Source organism: Rathayibacter sp. VKM Ac-2759 (genome assembly GCF_009834225.1).
Classification (GTDB): Bacteria; Actinomycetota; Actinomycetes; order Actinomycetales; family Microbacteriaceae; genus Rathayibacter.
Genome location: NZ_CP047176.1, coordinates 315,554 through 334,950, shown reverse-complemented (window position 1 = coordinate 334,950; position 19,397 = coordinate 315,554). Strand labels below are relative to the sequence as shown.

Genomic DNA, 19,397 nt, shown 5'->3' with positions numbered 1-19,397 from the left:
CGGATCCCGTCTCCATCCACTCCGACCAGCGGGACACAAGCCATGACCGAGATCATCGGCGCCACGGGCGTCGCCTCCACCCGGGCGCTCGCCGGCGCCTCCCCCGTCGTCAAGCGCCGTCGCGGGCTGCGGGGCCCGAACGGGGAGCTGCGCATCACGCCGCTGCTGTTCCTCGCGGTGCCCCTCGTCCTGCTGATCACGCTGACCTACTACCCGGTCGGCAACATGATCTGGTACTCGTTCACCGACTGGGACGGCATCTCGCTCGAGAAGGACCCGGTCGGCCTCGACAACTACCTGCAGATCTTCACGAAGCCGGAGTACTTCCAGGTCTTCTTCGTCAGCCTCTACTACTTCGCCGCCTCGTTCGTGCAGATGTTCATCGCGCTCTACTTCGCGACCCTGCTCAGCTTCGACACCCGGTTCCGCAATCTCTTCAAGGGCATCATCTTCTTCCCCTACCTCCTCAACGGAGTGGCGATCGCACTGGTGTTCCTCTTCTTCTTCCGCCCCGGAGGAACGCTCGACGCGACCCTGGCCGGTCTCGGCCTCGCGCAGACCGGGACCACTCCGCTCTGGCTCGGCGACCCGTCGTGGGTCAACGTCTCGCTCGGCGGGGTGTCGATCTGGCGCTACACCGGCCTCAACTTCGTGCTGTTCCTCGGAGCGATCCAGTCGATCCCGGACGAGATCTACGAGGCGGCCGACCTCGACGGCGCCAACTCGTGGCACAAGTTCCGCTTCATCATCGTGCCGGGCATCAAGCGCATCATCAGCCTGTCGTTCATCCTCGCGATCGCAGGATCGCTGTCGGTGTTCGAGATCCCGTACATCATGACGGGCGGCTCGAACGGCAGCTCCACCTTCGTCATCACGACGATCCAGCAGGCCTTCGTCTTCCAGCGGGTGGGCTTCGCCTCCGCCATGGCGGTCATCCTGCTGATCGTCGTCCTCCTCGTCACCTACGTCCAGCGCCGGCTCGTGCCGGACGACGACGTGGCCCTCAACTGATCCGACAGGAGACGTCATGACCTCCGCACTCGCCGCACCGACGCGGCCCCGGGAGCGCTCGCTCACCCCCCACCCGATCCGGCGGTTCCTCGCGGTGCTCGGCAAGTACGCCTCGCTGATCGTGTTCAGCCTCCTGCTGCTGCTGCCGCTCGTCGTCATCGTGTTCGCGAGCTTCAAGACCGCCCAGGAGTACGCGACGACCTCGCCGATCACTCCTCCGCAGAACTGGCTCAACTTCGAGAACTTCGGCACGGCCTGGGTCGGCGGCGACATGCTGCGCGGCTTCGCCAACACCGGTCTCGTGCTGACGCTGTCGATCATCGTCACGATCCTGATCGGCACGATGGCCGCGTACGCGCTCGACCGCTTCGAGTTCCGGGCCAAGAAGGCGGTGTTCGCGCTCTTCCTGATCGCGACGCTCGTGCCCGGAGTCACGACCCAGGTCGCCACGTACCAGGTCATCAACGGATTCGGCCTGGTCAACACCTACTGGGCGGCGGTCCTGCTCTTCTCGGGCACCGACATCGTCTCGATCTACATCTTCGTGCAGTTCATGCAGTCGATCCCGAAGAGCCTCGACGAGGCGGCGATGCTCGAGGGAACGAGCCGCTTCGGCATCTACTGGCGCATCATCCTGCCGCTGCTCCAGCCCGCTGTCGTCACCGTGATCATCATCAAGGGGATCGCGATCTACAACGAGTTCTACATACCGCTGCTGTACATGCCGACGCCCGAGCTGAACATGGTCTCGACCTCGCTGTTCCGCTTCATCGGGCCGTTCAGCTCGTCGCAGCAGATCATCGCGGCGGGGGTGCTGATCGTGATCGTCCCGACGCTCGTGATCTTCGTCTCGCTGCAGCGCTTCATCTACAACGGCATCACCAGGGGGGCCACCAAATGACGACGCCTGACCGACTGAACACCGGCCGACCGGACACCGTCCGACCGACCACCGTGCGACTCCACGACGGCTGGAGCGTCGAACCGCTCCCCGGACGCCTCGTCCCCCGCTCCGTCGCCGGCGCCGGCCCGATCCCGGCCGTCGTCCCCGGCACCGTGCACACCGATCTGCTGGCCGCAGGCCTCATCGAGGACCCGTACATCGGCACCAACGAGAAGCTGCAGGAGTGGATCGGCAGCACCTCGTGGCGCTACACGACCACCTTCACCGCCTCCGCCGCCGCGGCCGGCCGGGCCGACCTCGTCTTCGAGGGTCTGGACACCGTCGCGACCGTGCGCCTGAACGGCGAGACCGTGCTCGAGAGCCGCAACCAGCACCGCACCTACCGCGTCCCCGTCCAGGACCGCCTCGTCGACGGCGACAACACGCTCGAGGTCGTCTTCGCGGCCCCCGTCCCGGAGGCGGACCGCGCCTCGCTCGAGCTCGAGTACCGGCCGCACGTGAACCACCACCCCTACAACTCGATCCGCAAGATGGCCTGCAGCTTCGGCTGGGACTGGGGGCTCGACACCTCGACCAGCGGCATCTGGCGCCCCGTCCTCCTCGAGTCGTGGTCGACGGCGCGCCTGGCCGAGACCGTCGTCTCGGCCGACGTCGACGGGAGCGACGGGGTCGTCGACGTGCGCGTCGCGGTCGACTCCGTGAGCGACTCCGCGCTCGAGGTCGTCGCGAGCGTCGGCGGCACCACTCTCCGCGCCCCCGTGGTGGGCGGCGAGGCGCGACTCCGGCTCACCGTCGCCGATGTGCGGCGCTGGTGGCCCCGCGGCTACGGCGAGCAGAACCTCTACGACCTCGCGATCTCGCTCGAGTCGGGCGGCGAGGTGCTCGACGAGCGCACGAGGCGGATCGGCTTCCGCACCGTTCGCGCCGACACGACTCCGGACGACGCCGGCACCCCGTTCGTGCTGATCGTCAACGACCGGCCCGTGTACGTGAAGGGCGTCAACTGGATCCCCGACGACACCTTCCCGCACCGCATCGACGCCGAGCGCTACCGTGAGCGGCTCACCCAGGCCGCCGACGCGAACATCAACCTCATCCGCGTCTGGGGCGGCGGCATCTTCGAGAGCGACGACTTCTACGACGCGGCCGATGAGCTGGGTCTGCTCACCTGGCAGGACTTCCTGCTCGCGTGCGCGGCCTACGCCGAGGAGGAGCCGCTCTTCTCCGAGATCGTCGCCGAGTCGCGGGAGGCGGTCATCCGCCTGGGCGCGCACCCGTCGCTCGTGATCCTCAACGGCAACAACGAGAACATCTGGGGCCGCGTCGAGTGGGGGTGGGACGCCCGGCTCGAGGGCCGCACCTGGGGCGAGGGGTACTACTACGACGTGTTCCCCGGGATCGTCGACGAGCTCGCGCCGCACGTGGTCTACACGCCCGGCAGCCCGTTCTCGCCCGACCGCTCCCAGCACCCCAACGACGCGCTGAACGGCACCACGCACCTCTGGGAGCACTGGAACCGCGAAGACTACCCGCGCTACCGCGAGGTGCGCCCGCGCTTCGTCTCGGAGTTCGGCTGGCAGGGCCCGCCGACCTGGGCGACGCTCGCCGAGGCGATGCCCGACGAGCCGCTCACGCCGGAGTCGCCGTCGATGCTCGTGCACCAGAAGGCGATGGAGGGCAACGTCAAGCTCACCGACGGCCTCGTCGCGCACCTGCCGCTGCCGAACACCATGCCCGAGTGGCACTGGGCGATGGGCCTCAACCAGGCGCTCGCGATCCGCACGGCGCTCGACTGGTTCCGCTCGCTGCAGCCGCACAACACCGGCGCGATCGTCTGGCAGCTCAACGACAACTGGCCCGTGGTCTCGTGGGCCGCGGTCGACGGCTACGGGAGGCGGAAGCCGCTCTGGTACGCGATCCGCGCGGCCTTCGCCGACCGCGTCGTGACCGTGCAGCCCGAGGGCGAGCGCCTCGAGGCGTCGCTCTCGAACGACACCGACGCCGACTGGACGGCGACGCTGCGGAGCACGCGCCGCTCGTTCGACGGGGCGGTGCTCGAGGAGAGCTCGCTCGCGATCGAGGTGCCCGCGCGGACGACCCTCCGCGTGCCGCTCGACCTCGGAGCCCCCTCCGATGCCGCCTCCGAGCTGCTCGTCGCCGAGTTCGGCGGCGAGCGCGGGCTCTGGTTCTTCTCCGAGTTCCGCGACTCGTCGCTGGGCGAGGCCGTGCTCGAGACCGAGGCGCACGCGGTCGAGGGAGGCGTCGACGTCACCGTGACCGCGCGCACCCTGGTCCGCGAGCTGGCGCTCCTGGCCGATGTCGCCGCTCCGGACGCCGAGGTCGACGACATGCTCGTGACCCTGCTCCCCGGCGAGAGCGTCACGTTCCACGTCCGCACGGCGTCGGGCGTCGCTCCGGAGGCGTTCACCGCGCCCGAGGTGCTCCGCAGCGCCAACGCGCTCCTCACGGCGGTGACCGCATGAGCGTCGATCTGTCCGCTCTCGATGAGCACTTCTCCGGGATGACCTGGGGCTGGACGGGAGTCCGCGGCACCTGGGCGACTCCGCAGGCCGAGCACTCGCTCGACGAGATGCGCCCGCTGGGCCTCAACTGGGTCACGATCGCCTTCGCGACGCTGCAGGACACGGTCGTCTCGACCGAGATCCCGTGGCGGGAGGCGCCCACGCCGACCGACGACGAGGTGCGCTGGGCGATCCGCGCGGTGCACGAGCGCGGCTGGAAGGCGGTGCTGAAGCCCACGGTCAACTGCCGCGACGGGCTCTGGCGCGGCTACATCGGCTTCTTCGACTGGGACGTGCCCGGCGAGGCGCACTGGAGCGACTGGTTCGCCTCGTACACCGAGTACATCGTCCACTTCGCTGAGATCGCGGAGCAGGAGGGGGCCGAGATGCTCTGCATCGGCTGCGAGATGGTGCGCGCCGATCCGCGCCAGGCCGAGTGGCGCGCCCTCGTCGCCGAGGTGCGGGCGGTCTACTCCGGGATCGTCACGTACAACTGCGACAAGTACCAGGAGGATCACGTCGAGTGGTGGGACGCGGTCGATGTGATCTCGGCCAGCGGCTACTACCCGACGGGGCAGTGGGAGCAGCAGCTCGACCGGATCGAGCCGGTCGCCCGCCGCTTCGGCAAGCCGTTCCTCTTCATCGAGGCGGGCTGCCCGAGCCGCGACACGTCTCCCGAGCGCCCGAACGACTGGACGCTGCAGGGCGCTCCGTCGGGGCGGGCGCAGGCCGAGTACCTGAGCGAGATGTTCGAGGCGTGCCGCTCGCGCGACTGGGTCGGAGGCTTCGCCCTCTGGGACTGGCCGGTCGCCCTCTACGATCCGGCCGACACGGAGGAGAACACCGACTACTGCATGTACGCGAAGCCGGGACAGCAGGTCGTCACCGACTACTACGCGTCGCGCGGCCGATGACGGAGGGCCCCCTGTTGGGGGCCTTCCCTCCGCCCCGCCAGGGAACTTCGAAGCACATCGGCGGCTAGCATTCAGACACGTGTCCGCCCGCGGCCCACCGCGGATCCTCTCGAAAGATCTGCTGTGAACTCACGCCGCCCCCTCGCCTCCCTCGCCGCGATCGGCCTCGCCGCTGCGCTCCTCACCACGGGGCTCGCCGCGAGCCCCGCCGCTGCGGCGACCGCCGCCTCCACCGGCCAGAAGAGCGGCCGCGAGACCGCGCAGACCGGCAGCGCCGAGGTCGTGCTCTCGGGCACCATCGCGCTGTCGGACGTCGACGAGGCGCACCCCGCCCCCGCCGGCGCCGCGTACTCCCTCCGCGTCGAGAACGACGCCTTCGTCGAGGTGTCGACGGTCGTCGTCGAGTCGACGTTCTCGATCACTCTCCCCGGCGGCGAGAACTACTACCTGGAGGCGTCGGTCATCGGCGACTCCGACTGGTACCCCGTCTGGTACGGCGACGACACCCCCATCCCCGTCGAGGCTGCGCCTCTCGCCGCGACGACCGGGGGCCTCACGATCACCCTCCCGCGCTCCGCCCCGGTCTCGGGCTCGGTCACCGCCGACGCGGTCGCCGGAGTCGCGACCACGGCCCTCGAGGTGCAGGCCTGGTGGTACGAGGAGGGCAGCGACGCCTTCTACAAGCTCGACGACGACGCCCCCGCAGGCGGCGCCCCGACGACCGCCGTGCCGTGGTCGCTCCCGTCGATCCCCGCCGGTGAGTACGTCTTCCGCTCGGCCGAGGACGCCTACCCCGCCTACGACGACCAGTACTTCTCGAAGCTCCCGAGGCTCACCGAGCAGGCCCTCACCACGGTCCCGGCCGCCGGCCGCACCGGTATCGACTTCGCTCCGAAGATCTACGGCTCGAGCGTCTCGCGCCTGCAGGGCGGCGACCGCTACGCGACCGGGGTCGCGATCACGAAGTCGACCTTCGACACCGTCGACGTCCTCTACATCGCGAGCGGCGCGAACTGGCCCGACGCCCTGAGCGCCGGCCCCGCCGCGGCCGCACAGGACGGCGCCCTGCTGCTGACCGACCCGAACAAGCTGTTCGACGTCGTCGCCGCGGAGATCGTCCGCCTCGACCCGAAGCGGATCGTCGTCGCCGGCAGCTCCCTCTCGGTCAGCGACGCCGTCGTCGACGACATCGCGAGCCTCACCGACGCCACGGTCGACCGCATCGCCGGGTCGGACCGCTACGACACCTCCCGCAGGCTCGTCGCCGACGCGTTCCCCGCCGACTCCTACGACACGGTCTTCCTGGCGACGGGCAACGCCTTCCCGGACGCGCTGTCCGTCGCTCCGATCGCGGGCCGACGCGGCGAGCCCGTCCTCCTCGTCGACGGGGCGAAGCCCGAGCTCGACGCGCCCACGAGGGCCGCCATCGCCGACCTCGACGCGACCGAGGGGGTCCTCCTCGGGCGCGCCCCCTCGATCTCGCAGGGCATCCAGACCGGCCTGGAGTCCTCGGGCACCGTACGGACCGTCTCCCGGATCGCCGGCGTCGACCGCAACGACACCAGCCGCAAGCTCAACGACGCCTACCGGCCGTCGCTGCTGACCGACACCGCCTTCCTCGCCTTCGGCAACGGCTTCGCCGACGCCCTCGCCGTCGGCCCGGTCGCCGCCGCAGCCGGCGCCCCGCTGTACCTCAGCGAGTCGACCTGCCTCCCCCGCGACACCCGCACCGCGCTGCAGAGGAACAACCTCGACTACGCGACACTGCTGGGCAGCCGCCTGACCCTGGCGGCGCCGCTGGAGTCGCTGACGGTCTGCCCGTAGGACCCGATCGAGCAGACCCCAATGGGGGTCAGGCTCGATTCCACCGCCCGATAGCATTCAGAGACATCGTGTCCTCCGCGGCCCGCCGCGACGTCCGGAAAGACTCCTGTGACTCCTCGCCGCCGCCACGCCCTCCTGCTCTCGCTCTCCTCCGTCGCGATCGGCGGCCTCGCCGCCGTCGGGCTCGCCAGCCCCGCCTCCGCCGCCGAAGCGCCGATCACCGGCTCGATCACCTCGCCCGCCGGCGTCGCCGGGAGCCACGACTACGTCGTGCAGGCGTGGTCGATCGACGGGACGTCCTTCGACGAGGCGGAGCTCGCCGCCTCCACGACGACCACGCTGGCGAGCGGGGCGACCGGCGTCTACTCGCTGCCGGCACTGCCCTCGGGGTCGTACACGGTCCGAGTCCTCGAGCAGCCGGCCGGATCGGGCGTGCCCGCCGTGGCCGACGAGTTCTGGGAGCACACCGACTGGGTCGGAGCGGCGACGAGCGTCGTGGTGGGCGACGCGGCCGTGTCGGGCATCGACTTCACTCCCCGGGCCTACTCCTTCTCGTCCGCGCGGATCGAGGGCGGCGACCGCTACGCGACCTCGGTCGCGACCACCCAGAGCGTGCAGCCCGGCGTCCCCGTGCTCTACATCGCGAGCGGAGCGAAGTGGGCGGATGCGCTCAGCGCCGGCCCCGCGGCGGCGGTCCAGGGCGGCTCGCTGCTGCTGACCGACCCCGACGCCCTGCCCGCCACGGTGTCGGCCGAGATCACGCGACTCGCTCCGAAGAAGACCATCGTCGTCGGCAGCGCGGACACCGTCTCGGCCGCCGTGTACTCGCAGATCGACGCCCTCGTCGGCGACGTGGAGCGGATCGGCGGCACCGACCGCTACGACACGTCGCGGCAGATCGTCGCCGACGCGTTCCCGGCCGGCTCGGCCGACGAGGTGTTCCTCGCGACCGGCGGCAACTTCCCCGACGCCCTCTCGGTCGCCCCGGTGGCCGGTCGCGCGGGCGAGGCCGTGCTCCTCGTCGACGGAGCGGAGGGCGGCCTCGACGCGGCCACCACGTCCGCGCTGAAGCGCCTCGATCCGTCCACCGCCGTCGTGATCGGCCAGGAGGCATCGATCTCGGCCGGCATCGAGACCGCGCTGACCGCCTCCGGAGCCGTCGACGACACCACTCGCATCGGCGGCCCGAGCCGCTACGCCACCAGCCGCCTCATCAACGAGGCCTACCCGCCGGCGCCGCTCGTGGACACGACCTACATCGCCTCGGGCGAGGGCTTCGCCGACGCCCTCTCGGGAGCGACCGTCGCTGCGGCGAACGGCGCGCCGATCTCGCTGAGCTACCCCTCCTGCGTGCCGGCCGAGACGGTCGACTCGCTGAAGCGCCTGCACCTCGACTACGCCTTCGTGCTCGGCAGCGAGCTCACGCTCTCGCGCGCGATCAGCACCGTCTCGCCCTGCTGACGCGGCGCGAGCAGTGAGCACCGCACCCCTCCTCGTCGGGATCGAGACCGGAGGGACGAAGGTCGTCGCGGCCGTCGCGGCGGCGTCGGCGCCCGAGACGATCCTCGCGACGACCACCCTGCCGACGCGCGGACCGGACGAGACGCTGGCGGGCCTCGCGGCGTTCGTGCGCGATCCCGGAGTGGAGGGGACGGTCGCGGCCGTCGGCATGGCCTCGTTCGGCCCGCTCGACGTCGACCCCTCCTCCCCCGCCTACGGGCGGCTCACCTCGACCCCCAAGCTCGACTGGGAGGGCGCCGACGTGCTCGCTCCGATCGGGGCCGCGGCACCCGGGGCACGGCTCGGACTCGTGACCGACGTGAACGGCGCCGCCCTGGGCGAGGCGCGCTGGGGAGCCGGAGTCGGCGTGCCCGACTTCGCCTACCTCACCGTCGGCACGGGGGTCGGCGGCGGCCTCGTCTCGGGCGGGAGCCTCCTCGCCGGCAGCGGCTGGCCGGAGGTCGCCCACGTGCTGCCCCGGCGCCACCCGGAGGACCGCTTCGACGGGATCTGCCCGTTCCACGGCGACTGCATCGAGGGGCTCGTCTGCGGGCCCGCCATCGCCGCACGCTGGGGAGTCGACGGCTCGCGCCTCGGCGCGGAGGACGCGGCGGCGAACCTCCGCTTCAGCTCCTACTACCTCGCGCAGCTCGTGACCACGCTCGCCTACGTGGCCGGGGTGCGCCTGGCGATCGTGGGCGGAGGAGTCTCGAAGACATCCGGTCTGGTCCCGGCGGTCGAGGCCGAGGTCGAACGGCTGATGGGCGCACCCGGGGCGACTGGCACGGGCGGCGGGCCGGTGCGGGTCGTCCGCCCGGGCCTCGGCGACGAGGCCGGCGTGCGCGGAGCGCTCTCGCTCGCGGAGTCGCTGCTGCACTGAGACCCCCTGGCGCCTCAGTCTCCGCCCGACAGGAGCGCCGCGACGTCGGCCCGGATCGCGTCGTAGTCCGGGTCGCTCGGGATCACCCGTGGCGGCACCAGTTCGAGAGTGCCGAGCGGGTGGGACCTCGCGCGGAGTGCGAGTGCGAGGAGGTCGCCGAGCGCGCCCCGCGGCACGTCGGTCGTCAGGACGCGGGAGGCGGCGCGGGCGATCGCCGGGAACCGCGCGAGCACGTCGACGGGATCGAGTCGCTCGGCGATCGCCGCCTGCACCTCGCGCTGACGCTGCATCCGGTCGTAGTCGCCGTTGCTGCTCCCGTACCGCGAGCGGGCGTAGGCGAGGGCGTTGGAGCCGTCGAGGTGGTGCTCGCCCGGGGTGAGCCAGGCGTTCACTCCCTGCAGCTGCCCGTCCTCGTCCAGGGTGCCGCCGAAGGGGAGGTCGTCCGAGCCCGTGTAGGTGATGTCCACTCCCCCGAGCGCGTCGATCAGGTCGGCGAACCCCTGCATGTCGATGAGCACGAAGTACTGCACGGGGAGGCCGAGGATCCCGCTCACCGCGTCGCGCATGCCCTCGATCCCCGGCGAGCTCCCCGCCGCCTCGGCGTCCGGGTAGAGCTCCGGCTCCTTCAGCTGCACCTCGGTGTAGATCGAGTTCAGCTGGCACGTGTCGACGTTGCAGTCCTCTGCGGGATAGCCGTCGGGGTACAGCTCGGCCAGGGGCGACTCCTCGGGGAACGGGATGTTGTGCAGGTCGCGGGGCAGGCCGATGACGACCGCTTCGCCGCTCTGCGCATCGATCGACAGCACCGAGATGCTGTCGGGCCTGAGCCCGTCGCGATCCTCGCCCGCGTCGCCCCCGAGCAGCAGGACCGTGTAGCGGCCGTCGACCGGAGCGGCCGCCGCGCGGTCGCGGAAGACGTCGGACAGCAGCTGCCTCGACACTCCTGCCAGGTCGGCGGCGTACCCGGTCGAGCCCGCCGACAGTGCGATCACCAGAGCGGCGGTGACGGCGATCCCCCGCCTCGCCGCTGACCGGACGCGGATCAGGCGGACGAGCCGCAGGGTGTCGAGGGTCAGGAGGATCCAGAGCAGTCCGTAGGCGACGAGGACGGCCTGCAGGGCGAGGAGGGCGCTGTCCGACGTGAGGACGGTGAGGAGCGCAGCCGGGAGGACGAGGAACAGGATCGTCAGGAGGACGACGGCGCCCCCGAGGGCGAAGGTCGCGGCCAGTCCGACGCGACCCAGACGCCGAGAGCCGGCGAGCACCTGGGCGGACCCGGGGAGGACGACGGAGAGGACGAGCAGCCACCAGCCTCGACGCGTCATCACCGTCGCGGAGCCGCAGTCGGGCGACCGCAGCGGCAGTGCCGTCGCCGTCACCGCAGCTCCTCCGCCATCCGGCACTCCTCTCGTCCGTCACGCCCGTCGGACGCCCCGCGACACGGCACCCGGCAGTGTGCCACATCCGTATGGTCGGTCCGACGTGAGCGCCCTCTGGTGGACGGGGACGAGCTAGGCGTCGAGCGCGTCGAGGTCGTGCAGCGCCTGGCGGGCGCGGGCGAGGCGCTCCGCCTCGGGCTCGTCCCACCACGCGGGGCCGCGCTCGCCGAGACCGTGCTTCGCGAGGCCGACGCGCGTGCGGGCGGCGGCCACCGCCTCCGGATCGCCCTTCGCGGCCCGCACACCCGAGCGCCCGCGGCCGAGGTGCGAGGTCAGCGCCGCCACGACGTCCTCGGGGAGGCTCGGGTCGGTCCGCCGCCACCGGCGCCCGCCGACCACGAGCCAGCGCTCGTCGTCCTCGCTCATCGTGACCGCCCGTTGACGCGGTCGCCGGTGCTGGTCAGGTCGACCTCGGCGGGCAGCGGGAGCGCCTCGATCGTCCCCTCCGCGGCGAGCGCCACGAGCGCGTCGATCAGCTCGCGCGAGCCGCCGACCACCGTCGAGTCGAAGTCGATCTCGCTCGCCAGGTACCAGGCGCGGTCCTCGGGCCACATCGCGATCGGAGTCTGCACGGTCGTCCCGGAGGCGTCCGCGAAGCCGGAGTCCCGGGCCCAGCCGGTGTCGGCCAGCGCGCGCACGTCGAGCGCGAAGAGCAGGCAGTCGCGACCGGGCAGGGAGAGGTACTCGGCCGCGGCGATCTCGGGGTGCTCCCAGCCGGTCGGGCGGGTGTCCGACATCCACGCGGGGTCCTCCCCGCCGCCGTCGGCGCGCGAGAGCAGGATGGTCGTGCTCCCCGTCAGCACGCCGAAGCCCTCCCAGAAGGCGGCGAGGCAGTCGTCGGGAGTCGAGGTGGAGCGCGCGAGCACTCCCGCGATCGCGGCGAGCTCGTCGAGCGGCAGCTCGCCCGTCCGCGGCGGACTGTACTCGTCGGGGTGGGCGGCGACCAGGTCGTTCCACTGCGCGAGCGGGTGCAGCACCGTCCCCTCGCGCTCGGCCACGTCGCGCCAGCGCACGGCGTCCGCCGGGTGCAGGATCCGCACCGCCGCCTCGAAGACGGGCGGCACGATCCCCTCGATGCTCCCGAACGGGCCGAGGGCGTCAAGCACCCAGCGGGCGCGCTCGACGTCGGTCTCGGCGCGCAGGGGTCCCATCGCGCCAGGCTAGCGGCGGGCGGTCGCCCCGGACAGAGCCGTGTGGGCGCGCTCCGGGCCCGGAGCCTCGCGCAGGGCGGCCGAGAGGGCGCGGAGCCGCTCCCGGGCGTCGCCGTCGAGGGCGAGCATCCGCCGCGCCGCGTCCGCGAGCTCCGCGACCGTCGCCGCATTGGGGTCGAGCACCTCGGCGACGCCCGCGTCCTCGAGCGCGGCGGCTCCGGCGAACTGGTCGGTCGAGAAGGGCAGCACCACCAGCGGGACGCCCGCGGTCATCGACTCCGTCACGCTGTTGTTGCCGCCGTGGGTGATCGCGAGGGCGGCGCGGCTCAGCAGGGTGACCTGCGGGAGGAACCCGCGGACCAGCCAGCCGGCCGGGACGTCGCCGAGAGCCGAGAGCGGAGTCGCCCCGGAGGCGAGCGCGACCCGCACCGGCCGGCCGTCGAGCTCGACCTCGGCCAGCGCCGCCACCACCCGCGCGAGCACGTCGTCGCGCACCGAGAGGAAGCTGCCGAAGCTCACGTAGACGAGCGGGGCGTCGGAGGCGCCGAGCCACTCCTCGACCTCGTCGTCGACCGGCTCGGCACGCACGGCCGAGCCGAGGAAGGCGTGCGGAGGCAGCTGCGCCGTGCGGGCGGGGTCGTGCAGCTCCTCGGGGTAGTTGAGCAGCAGCACGTCGCCCGACTCGGCGAAGGCGTCGGTGCTCGGCGGCGCGGCCGGATCGAGGGCGGACAGCGCCGCGTTCCACTCGGCGGTGAACGAGTCGCGGACGCGCTCGCAGAGCTCCCGCAGCGCGGCCGTCTCCTCGGGCGCGGGCGCGAAGGCGTCGGGCCAGAACGGCGGGAAGCCGTAGACCTCGCCCGGCACCGTCAGCGCGCTCGGGTGGCCGAGCACCACGTCGCCGTAGGGCACTCCGAGGGCGCGGAGGGCGACCCGGGCGGTGAAGGCGAGGTGGTCGACGACGATCTCGTCGGGCCGCACCTCGTCGAGGATCTCGCGGAGGCGGGCGGAGACGCCGGCCGGGTCCCAGAGCAGATCGGTGAGGCGCTCGCGGGCCTGGTAGGCCAGCGTCGGCACCATGCCCCGGCGGGTCGCGTCGAAGAAGCCGCGGAGCGAGTCCCCCTCGTCGGGCGCCTGCTCCTCGGCCCGGATCGTGCCCGCGTTCGAGCCGCGGCCGAGGCGGAGGGGGATGTGCTCGAAGCCGAAGCCGTCGACGATGGCGCGGGTCGCCTCCCCCGTCGCCACCACGACGCGCTCTCCGCGGTCGCGCCAGGCGGTGCCGAGGGTCGCGAGTGGGAGCAGGTGCGAGGCGTAGTCCGGGCTGACGATCAGCAGCGTCACGACGCCCCCAGCACGAGACCCGAGTGGAACGGGCGCTCCTGCTCGGTGGTCGCCTGCGCGTAGACACCCGTCAGCGCGCGAGCCATCGCCTGGATCGTGTACCGCTCGGCGACCATCGCGCGACCGCGCTCCGCGGCGGCTCCGGCCAGCGGTCCGCCGGCCAGGTCGAGCGCGTCGCCCGCCGCACGGGCGAGGGCGCCGGTGTCGGAGGTGTCGACCAGGAGTCCGGTGACGCCGTCCTCGACGTAGGTGGCCGGCCCGCCGGCGGCCGGCGCGACGACCACGAGGCCCGCGGCGAGCGCCTCCAGGAGGGCGATGCCGAACTCCTCCTTGACGCTCGCGCAGACGTACGCGCCGCCCGCCGCCGCGAGGCCGGGGCGGCCGTGCCGCACGGCACCGAGCCAGCGCGCGACCGTGCCGTTCGGCCGGTGACCGGCCAGCAGGAGGCCGCTCGCCGAGACGGCGGTGATGCGGTCGAGCTGCTCGCGCTCGTCGGGACTCGGCGAGGCCAGGTCGCCGCCCACCAGCACGAGGTTGGCGCGCTCGCGCAGCGCGGGATCGCCGGCCCACGCCTCGGCGAGGGCGGCCATGCCCTTGACCCGGTGCAGGCGGCCGACGCTGAGCAGCAGCGGCAGGGCGCGCCGCTCCTCGGGCAGCTCGGCGAGCAGCTGGTCGAGCGAGGCGAGATCGTCGCTCACGTCGGCGGCGACCGTCCCGCCCGCTGCCGCGAGCCGCGCCGCCTCCTCGCCGCGCTCGACGAGGCGCACGTCGATCCCCTCCGGGACGATCGAGTGGCGCTCGGGATGAGCGGTGATGTCGATGCCGATCAGCTCGCGCATGGTCTCGGCGAGGTCCGCACGGGGGAAGAGCACGGTGTGCGCGGCGTCGGCGGCGAGGCGCTGCACCAGCCGGACCCGGAACCAGAAGTGCTCGGCCGCGTCGCGATCGCCGAAGTCGGCGCGCGAGAGCGCTCCGGAGGCGTCGAGCCCGGCGATGAGCGCGTGCGGGTCGGGAGCGACGGTGAACACCGTCGGGATGTCGAGCTCGCGGGCGACCGCGGCGGCCGCCAGCGAGCCGACGTCGGCCATGCGCAGGTGCAGCACGTCGACCCGGCCGGCCGCGCGCAGGATGCGCCGGATGCCGCGCTCGGCGGCGACGCGGCGCGGCCACGCCTGCGGCATCGGCACGGGCAGGCCGACGAAGGGCACCGGAGCGAAGCCGTGTCCCGAGACCGGCGGGAGCTCGGCGAGGGCCCGCTCGGCCTCGACCGGGGTGCCGCGCGAGAGGGTGAGCACGCGCTCGACGCCCTGCTCGGCCAGCGCGTCGCCGAGGCGGACGAGGAGGGTCGCGATGCCGCCGTTGTCCCCGGCGCCGACGCGGGTGAGCGTGCCGTCGATGTCGGCGTGGACGAAGAGCTGCGCGACCGTCGGCCCGGCGGCCGACGCGGTGGCGGGAGTGCGGTCGGCGAGCGCGAGGCGGGCGACGGCGCCGAGCTGGCCCGCGTCGTCGGCGAGCCGAGTGAGCAGCAGCGCCGCATCGTCCGACGGGCGCTCGCCCAGGGCGTCCGCGGCGGCCATGCGCACCTCGAAGCACTCCCCGTCGTCGGCCGCGAGGTGCAGGAGGCTGCGCTCGGCGATCGCTCCGGGCACGAGTCCGAGGGTCTCGGCGTAGCGCGCGCGCACGTCGAACTCGCGCTCGCCGAGCAGCGCGCCCTCGAGCGAGAGCGCGAGCAGGTCAGGTGTCGACGGCGCCCAGAGGAGCAGGGTGCGCTGCGCGAGCATGCCCGCGAATCCCCCCTCGCGGAGCATCCCCAGCAGCGGCCCGATCGCCGCGGGGCGGGGCAGCCGGCCGCCGAAGGCCCACGCGGCGTGCTCGCGGATGAACGCCCGCTCGTCGGCGAGCAGCGCCAGGAGCGCGAGGTCCGCCTCCTCGTCGAAGACCTGCGCGAGCGAGTGCACGGCGGCGAGGGCGGTGAGCTGGTCGGAGGGGTCGAGGGCGGCGCGGGTCAGCAGCCGGACCGCGCGTCCGCCGCCGTCGCTCACCGCGGCGATGGTCAGCTCGTCAGCGGCCCGGATCGCCTCGAGCAGGGTCGGCGCGCTGCGCACGGCATCGAGAACGGTCTGCACGGCCACGGTTCACCTGGATCTCGTCGGTACGGGGAGCAGGCCGGAGACGGAATCCGGCCACCCTGAGACTGCCAAGCGAACGCCTGGGATTTCACCACTTGCGCGCGAACAGAACACCCGCTAGGCCGTCCTGTCAAGGGATACCGCGGAAGCCGCCGGGATGCGATCAGCCGCGCGTCCACTCCAGCAGCCGCTCGAGCGGCCAGGTCGTCACGATCCGCTCCTCGGGCACGCCGAGGCGCTCGGCGCGCTCGGCGCCGTAGTCGAGGAGCCCCAGCTGGCCCGGGGCGTGGGCGTCGCTGTCGATCGAGAAGAGGCAGCCCGCCTCGATCGCGAGGGCGATCAGCTCGTCCGGCGGATCCTCGCGCTCGGGTCGCGCGTTGATCTCGACCGCGGTGGAGTGATCGGCGCAGGCCCGGAACACGGCGCGCGCGTCGAACGTCGACGGCGGGCGCGTGCCCCGCTCGCCGCCGACGAGGCGGCCCGTGACGTGCCCGAGCACATCGGTCCGCGGATCCGAGGCGGCCGCGACGAGCCGCGCCGTCATCTCGCGGCTCGGCATCCGCAGAGCGGAGTGGGCGCTCGCGACCACGACGTCGAGGCGGTCGAGCAGCTCGTCTGTCTGGTCGAGCGCGCCGTCGTCGAGCACGTCGACCTCGATCCCGCTGAGCAGCCGCAGCGTGCCCGTCTCGAGGGTCGCCAGGTGCTCCAGCTGCTCCTCGAGCCGCTCCGCGCTCAGCCCGTGGGCGACGCGCAGCCGCGGCGAGTGGTCGGTCAGCGCCAGGTACTCGTGACCGAGAGCCCGGGCCGCGTCCACCATGGCGGCGACCGGAGTCGCGCCGTCCGACCACTCGCTGTGGCTGTGCAGATCGCCGCGCAGCCGGCTCCGCAGGGCGCTGACCGGCAGCGAGGCGGTGCCGCGCAGCTCCGCGAGGTAGTCGGGCACCCGCCCCTCCCGCGCCTGGCTGATCACCGCGAAGGTGGTGTCGCCGATGCCCGCCGCGCGCCGCACCGCCGCGAGGTCCTCGCGCTGGGTGCCGGGCATCGCCTCGAGCACCGCGATCGCCTTCCGGAACGCCTTGGCGCGGTACTTCGAGGCGCGCTCCTGCTCGAGCAGCCCGGCGATCTCCTGCAGTGCCTCGATCTCGTCCATCCGCCCGGTCTAGCAGAGGCCGCGCCGCCGGTCAGCCCCTGCCCTCGACGAGCACCCTCAGGGCGTCGCGCACGAAGGCCGCGCCGGCGACTCCTCCGTAGTGGGCCGCGAAGCGCTCGTCGGCGGCGTACATCTCGCCGAGCCCGAGCAGGTACTCGCCGCTCGGCACTCCGGAGGCGTCCCGCGGCGTCCCCGGGATCGTGCCCAGCCAGCGACGGTGCCGCTCGGCGAGCGCCTGCGCCTCGGGGCCGGCGGGGTCCGCGCCCGCCTCGGCGGCGGCCCGCCAGTCGTCGGCCAGCTGCGTCTGCGCGCGCCGCCACTCCTCCTTCTCGGCCGCGCTCATCGAGCGCCACCAGCGGTCGCCGTCCGCGTACGCGGCCGACCCCCAGCGCTCGGTGACCTCGTCCTGGTACTGCGTGTGGTCGAAGCCGTCGAACATCTCGTCCGCCATGAGCTCCTCCCCTCCTCTCATCGTCGTGATCGTCCTGCGCACCGCGGCGATCCGCCGCTGCAGCAGCTCGCACTCCTCCTCGAGGCGGTCGAGATGCCGCTCGAGCGCCTCTGCCGCGTCGGTCTCGCGGCGGAGGATCCCGGCGATCGCCGGCAGCCCGAGCCCGAGGTCTCGCAGCAGGAGGATGCGCTGCAGCCGCACGAGCGCCTCCGCGTCGTAGTAGCGGTAGCCGTTCGCCGCCACGCGGCTCGGCTCGAGCAGCCCCTCGGCGCCGTAGTGGCGGAGGGTCCTGCTGGTCGTCCCCGCCAGGCGGGCGACCTCGGCGATCGGCCAGTCGCGCATCGGCACCTCCCCGCACCGGCGGAGTGCCGGTGTCGTGTCCGACGGTAGGCGTTGACGCCGCGTCAAGGTCAAGGACCTCTCCTGGCGAAGGGCTGAATCCCTGTTGCCCGTTGCGCACACGCGATATATCGTGTCTTCCAACAACTCGCGTTATATCGCGTGTCAGAAGCCCACCCGGGCGCAGGAGGAGGAGCACCATGTCGCTCGAGAAATGGCTCGTTCAGGCCGGCGAATCGAAGGTCGTCGATCTCGACGTCGTCCGATCCGTCAAGATCGCCCTGGTCGGAGGTCAGATCGACGTCATCGCGCACGACGAGCCGACCGCCCGCGTCGAGGTGCACAGCGTCAACGGCCGTGCACTGAAGATCTCGATGGACGGCGACCGTCTCGAGATCGACCACATCCAGCTGCGCTGGGACACGATCGTCGACGTCGTGAAGGGACTCGGCCGCCGCGGCGACCGCGCCGACGTCAGCCTCCTCGTGCCCCGCGGCGTCGAGCTCAAGTTCGACACCGTGTCGGCCGACGGCCTCGTCTCGGGCCTGCACAGCGACGCCCGCGTCTCCACGGTCGGCGGCGACATCGTCCTCGACGGCCTGCACGGCGACATCGAGGTGAACACCGTGCACGGCGAGCTGTCGGTGCGCAGCCACACCGGCCGCGTCACCGCGCACACGGTCTCGGGCGACGTCACCGCCGCCGGCGACCTCACCCGCTTCTCGGTCGACGGCGTCTCGGGCAGCGTCTTCGTCGACGCCGAGGGCACCCCCGACCAGATCCAGGCGAACACCGTCAGCGGTGACCTCACGGTACGCATCGACGAGAGCCTCGGCGCCCGGTACCGCATCAACACGGTCTCGGGCACCCTCCAGCTCGACGGCGCGGTCGTCCGCGGCACTTTCGGCCGCGGCTACACCTCGACCACCGGCTCGCTCGACTCGCAGTGGATCGACATCGCCGCCAACTCGGTCTCGGGCGACGTCACCGTGGTCCGCCGCGCCACCGCTCCGACTCCGGTCGACGAGCACGCCGGCTGGGGCTCGCCCGACGCCGGCTCGCGCCCCACCGACGGAGGCCTGCTGTGAGCCCCGTCTTCGCGCACGGACGCCTGCGCCTGTACCTGCTCAGCCTCCTCGCCGAGTCCCCCAAGCACGGCTACGAGCTCATCCAGGCGCTCAGCGAGCGCTTCGGCGGGACCTACGCGCCCAGCGCCGGCACGGTGTACCCGCGTCTCGCCAAGCTCGAGGAGGAGGGACTCGTCACCAAGGAGGCGGACGGCCGCAAGACCGTCTACTCCATCACCGACGCGGGCCGCGCCGAGCTGGCGGACCGCGCGACCGACCTCGGCGACATCGAGGACGAGCTGACCGACTCCGTGCGCCGCCTGGCCGACGAGGTGCGCCTCGGCGTCGCCGAGGCGATGAAGAGCCTGCGCGCCGACCTGGCGAGCGCCGCCCGCGACGCCCGCGGCCCGTCGGAGAAGCACGCTCCCGAGCACTCGGCCGAGGAGCCGCGCCCTCAGGACGGCACCGCCCCCGAGGAGGCACCGACCGCGCCCGCCTCGACCGACGCGCGCACCGCCTCCCGGCTCGCCCTGCGCGACGCCGAGGTCCTCCTCACGGAGTTCCGCGACGAGCTGCGGGCCGAGCTCCGCACCGCCGTCTCGCGCGGCGGAGTCACCCCCGAGAGCGTCGCCGCCCTGCGGTCCGCCCTCGATCAGGCGCGCACAGCGGTCCGCTCCACCCTGAAGTAGGCAGTCGCACCACCGCCGATGGCGGGGATCCCTCCGGGGGTCCCCGCCATCGGCGTGTCCGCCCCTTGTGTTCAGCCCGGCGATCCCGC

At 72.8% G+C, this 19,397-nt stretch carries 16 protein-coding genes; 9 read left to right on the top strand and 7 right to left on the bottom strand.

All coding sequences use genetic code 11. The features are described from left to right. Positions 1-42: 42 nt before the first annotated feature. The 7 genes from GSU68_RS01540 (at position 43) to GSU68_RS01510 (ending at position 9,555) form a co-directional block, all read left to right on the top strand. On the top strand, positions 43-1,011 hold the full coding sequence (locus GSU68_RS01540; RefSeq protein WP_159905372.1) for a sugar ABC transporter permease: 969 nt from the start codon (positions 43-45) through the stop codon (positions 1,009-1,011). Positions 1,012-1,027: 16 nt separating this feature from the next. Continuing rightward, positions 1,028-1,912, top strand: a complete 885-nt coding sequence (locus GSU68_RS01535) for a carbohydrate ABC transporter permease (protein WP_159905371.1) — start codon at positions 1,028-1,030, stop codon at positions 1,910-1,912. Continuing rightward, entirely contained in the window at positions 1,909-4,398 is a 2,490-nt protein-coding gene (locus GSU68_RS01530) for a glycoside hydrolase family 2 protein (protein WP_159905370.1), read from the top strand. The genes GSU68_RS01535 and GSU68_RS01530 overlap by 4 nt, the downstream gene beginning before the upstream one ends. Beyond that, positions 4,395-5,351, top strand: a complete 957-nt coding sequence (locus tag GSU68_RS01525) for a 1,4-beta-xylanase (protein WP_159905369.1) — start codon at positions 4,395-4,397, stop codon at positions 5,349-5,351. Before GSU68_RS01530 ends, GSU68_RS01525 begins: the two co-directional genes overlap by 4 nt. 123 nt (positions 5,352-5,474) lie before the next feature. Further along, complete coding sequence (locus tag GSU68_RS01520; protein WP_159905368.1) at positions 5,475-7,175, top strand: cell wall-binding repeat-containing protein; 1,701 nt, start codon at positions 5,475-5,477, stop codon at positions 7,173-7,175. A gap of 108 nt (positions 7,176-7,283) precedes the next feature. Next, entirely contained in the window at positions 7,284-8,636 is a 1,353-nt protein-coding gene (locus GSU68_RS01515) for a cell wall-binding repeat-containing protein (RefSeq protein WP_159905367.1), read from the top strand. A 13-nt stretch (positions 8,637-8,649) separates the two neighbouring features. Beyond that, positions 8,650-9,555 (top strand): ROK family protein, encoded by a 906-nt coding sequence (locus GSU68_RS01510; protein ID WP_159905366.1) that lies wholly within the window; start codon positions 8,650-8,652, stop codon positions 9,553-9,555. A 14-nt stretch (positions 9,556-9,569) separates the two neighbouring features. Here the strand turns inward: GSU68_RS01510 and GSU68_RS01505 are convergent, their stop codons facing one another. The 7 genes from GSU68_RS01505 to GSU68_RS01475 all read right to left on the bottom strand — a co-directional run bounded on the left by GSU68_RS01505 (position 9,570) and on the right by GSU68_RS01475 (position 17,555). Further along, positions 9,570-10,934 (bottom strand): LCP family protein, encoded by a 1,365-nt coding sequence (locus GSU68_RS01505; protein ID WP_244259356.1) that lies wholly within the window; start codon positions 10,932-10,934, stop codon positions 9,570-9,572. 132 nt (positions 10,935-11,066) lie between these two features. Beyond that, positions 11,067-11,360 carry a biopolymer transporter Tol gene (locus GSU68_RS01500; RefSeq protein WP_159905365.1) on the bottom strand — a complete coding sequence of 98 codons (294 nt, stop codon included), beginning with the start codon at positions 11,358-11,360 and terminating at the stop codon, positions 11,067-11,069. Further along, positions 11,357-12,145 carry a hypothetical protein gene (locus tag GSU68_RS01495; RefSeq protein ID WP_159905364.1) on the bottom strand — a complete coding sequence of 263 codons (789 nt, stop codon included), beginning with the start codon at positions 12,143-12,145 and terminating at the stop codon, positions 11,357-11,359. The genes GSU68_RS01500 and GSU68_RS01495 overlap by 4 nt, the downstream gene beginning before the upstream one ends. Before the next feature lie 9 nt (positions 12,146-12,154). Next, on the bottom strand, positions 12,155-13,483 hold the full coding sequence (locus tag GSU68_RS01490; RefSeq protein ID WP_159905363.1) for a nucleotide disphospho-sugar-binding domain-containing protein: 1,329 nt from the start codon (positions 13,481-13,483) through the stop codon (positions 12,155-12,157). Continuing rightward, complete coding sequence (locus tag GSU68_RS01485; RefSeq protein WP_159905362.1) at positions 13,480-15,615, bottom strand: glycosyltransferase; 2,136 nt, start codon at positions 15,613-15,615, stop codon at positions 13,480-13,482. The genes GSU68_RS01490 and GSU68_RS01485 overlap by 4 nt, the downstream gene beginning before the upstream one ends. 160 nt (positions 15,616-15,775) lie before the next feature. Further along, complete coding sequence (locus tag GSU68_RS01480) at positions 15,776-16,762, bottom strand: PHP domain-containing protein (protein ID WP_159905361.1); 987 nt, start codon at positions 16,760-16,762, stop codon at positions 15,776-15,778. Between the two features lie 31 nt (positions 16,763-16,793). Continuing rightward, positions 16,794-17,555: a MerR family transcriptional regulator gene (locus GSU68_RS01475; RefSeq protein ID WP_159905360.1), complete on the bottom strand. Its 762-nt coding sequence runs from the start codon at positions 17,553-17,555 to the stop codon at positions 16,794-16,796. Positions 17,556-17,752: 197 nt separating this feature from the next. Here GSU68_RS01475 and GSU68_RS01470 point away from each other — a divergent pair, with 197 nt between their 5' ends. Then, positions 17,753-18,640 carry a hypothetical protein gene (locus GSU68_RS01470; protein WP_244259355.1) on the top strand — a complete coding sequence of 296 codons (888 nt, stop codon included), beginning with the start codon at positions 17,753-17,755 and terminating at the stop codon, positions 18,638-18,640. Continuing rightward, positions 18,637-19,308, top strand: coding sequence for a PadR family transcriptional regulator (locus GSU68_RS01465; protein WP_159905359.1), 672 nt, complete (start codon positions 18,637-18,639; stop codon positions 19,306-19,308). Before GSU68_RS01470 ends, GSU68_RS01465 begins: the two co-directional genes overlap by 4 nt. Positions 19,309-19,397: the final 89 nt, after the last annotated feature.

What these genes read in the sequence shown, in the direction of transcription:
- GSU68_RS01540 (WP_159905372.1), top strand. Translation starts at nt 43, where the DNA reads ATGACCGAGATCATCGGCGCCACGGGCGTCGCCTCCACCCGGGCGCTC.
- GSU68_RS01500 (WP_159905365.1), bottom strand. Translation starts at nt 11,360, where the DNA reads ATGAGCGAGGACGACGAGCGCTGGCTCGTGGTCGGCGGGCGCCGGTGG.
- GSU68_RS01470 (WP_244259355.1), top strand. Translation starts at nt 17,753, where the DNA reads ATGTCGCTCGAGAAATGGCTCGTTCAGGCCGGCGAATCGAAGGTCGTC.
- GSU68_RS01480 (WP_159905361.1), bottom strand. Translation starts at nt 16,762, where the DNA reads ATGGACGAGATCGAGGCACTGCAGGAGATCGCCGGGCTGCTCGAGCAG.
- GSU68_RS01535 (WP_159905371.1), top strand. Translation starts at nt 1,028, where the DNA reads ATGACCTCCGCACTCGCCGCACCGACGCGGCCCCGGGAGCGCTCGCTC.
- GSU68_RS01525 (WP_159905369.1), top strand. Translation starts at nt 4,395, where the DNA reads ATGAGCGTCGATCTGTCCGCTCTCGATGAGCACTTCTCCGGGATGACC.
- GSU68_RS01530 (WP_159905370.1), top strand. Translation starts at nt 1,909, where the DNA reads ATGACGACGCCTGACCGACTGAACACCGGCCGACCGGACACCGTCCGA.
- GSU68_RS01475 (WP_159905360.1), bottom strand. Translation starts at nt 17,555, where the DNA reads ATGCGCGACTGGCCGATCGCCGAGGTCGCCCGCCTGGCGGGGACGACC.
- GSU68_RS01495 (WP_159905364.1), bottom strand. Translation starts at nt 12,145, where the DNA reads ATGGGACCCCTGCGCGCCGAGACCGACGTCGAGCGCGCCCGCTGGGTG.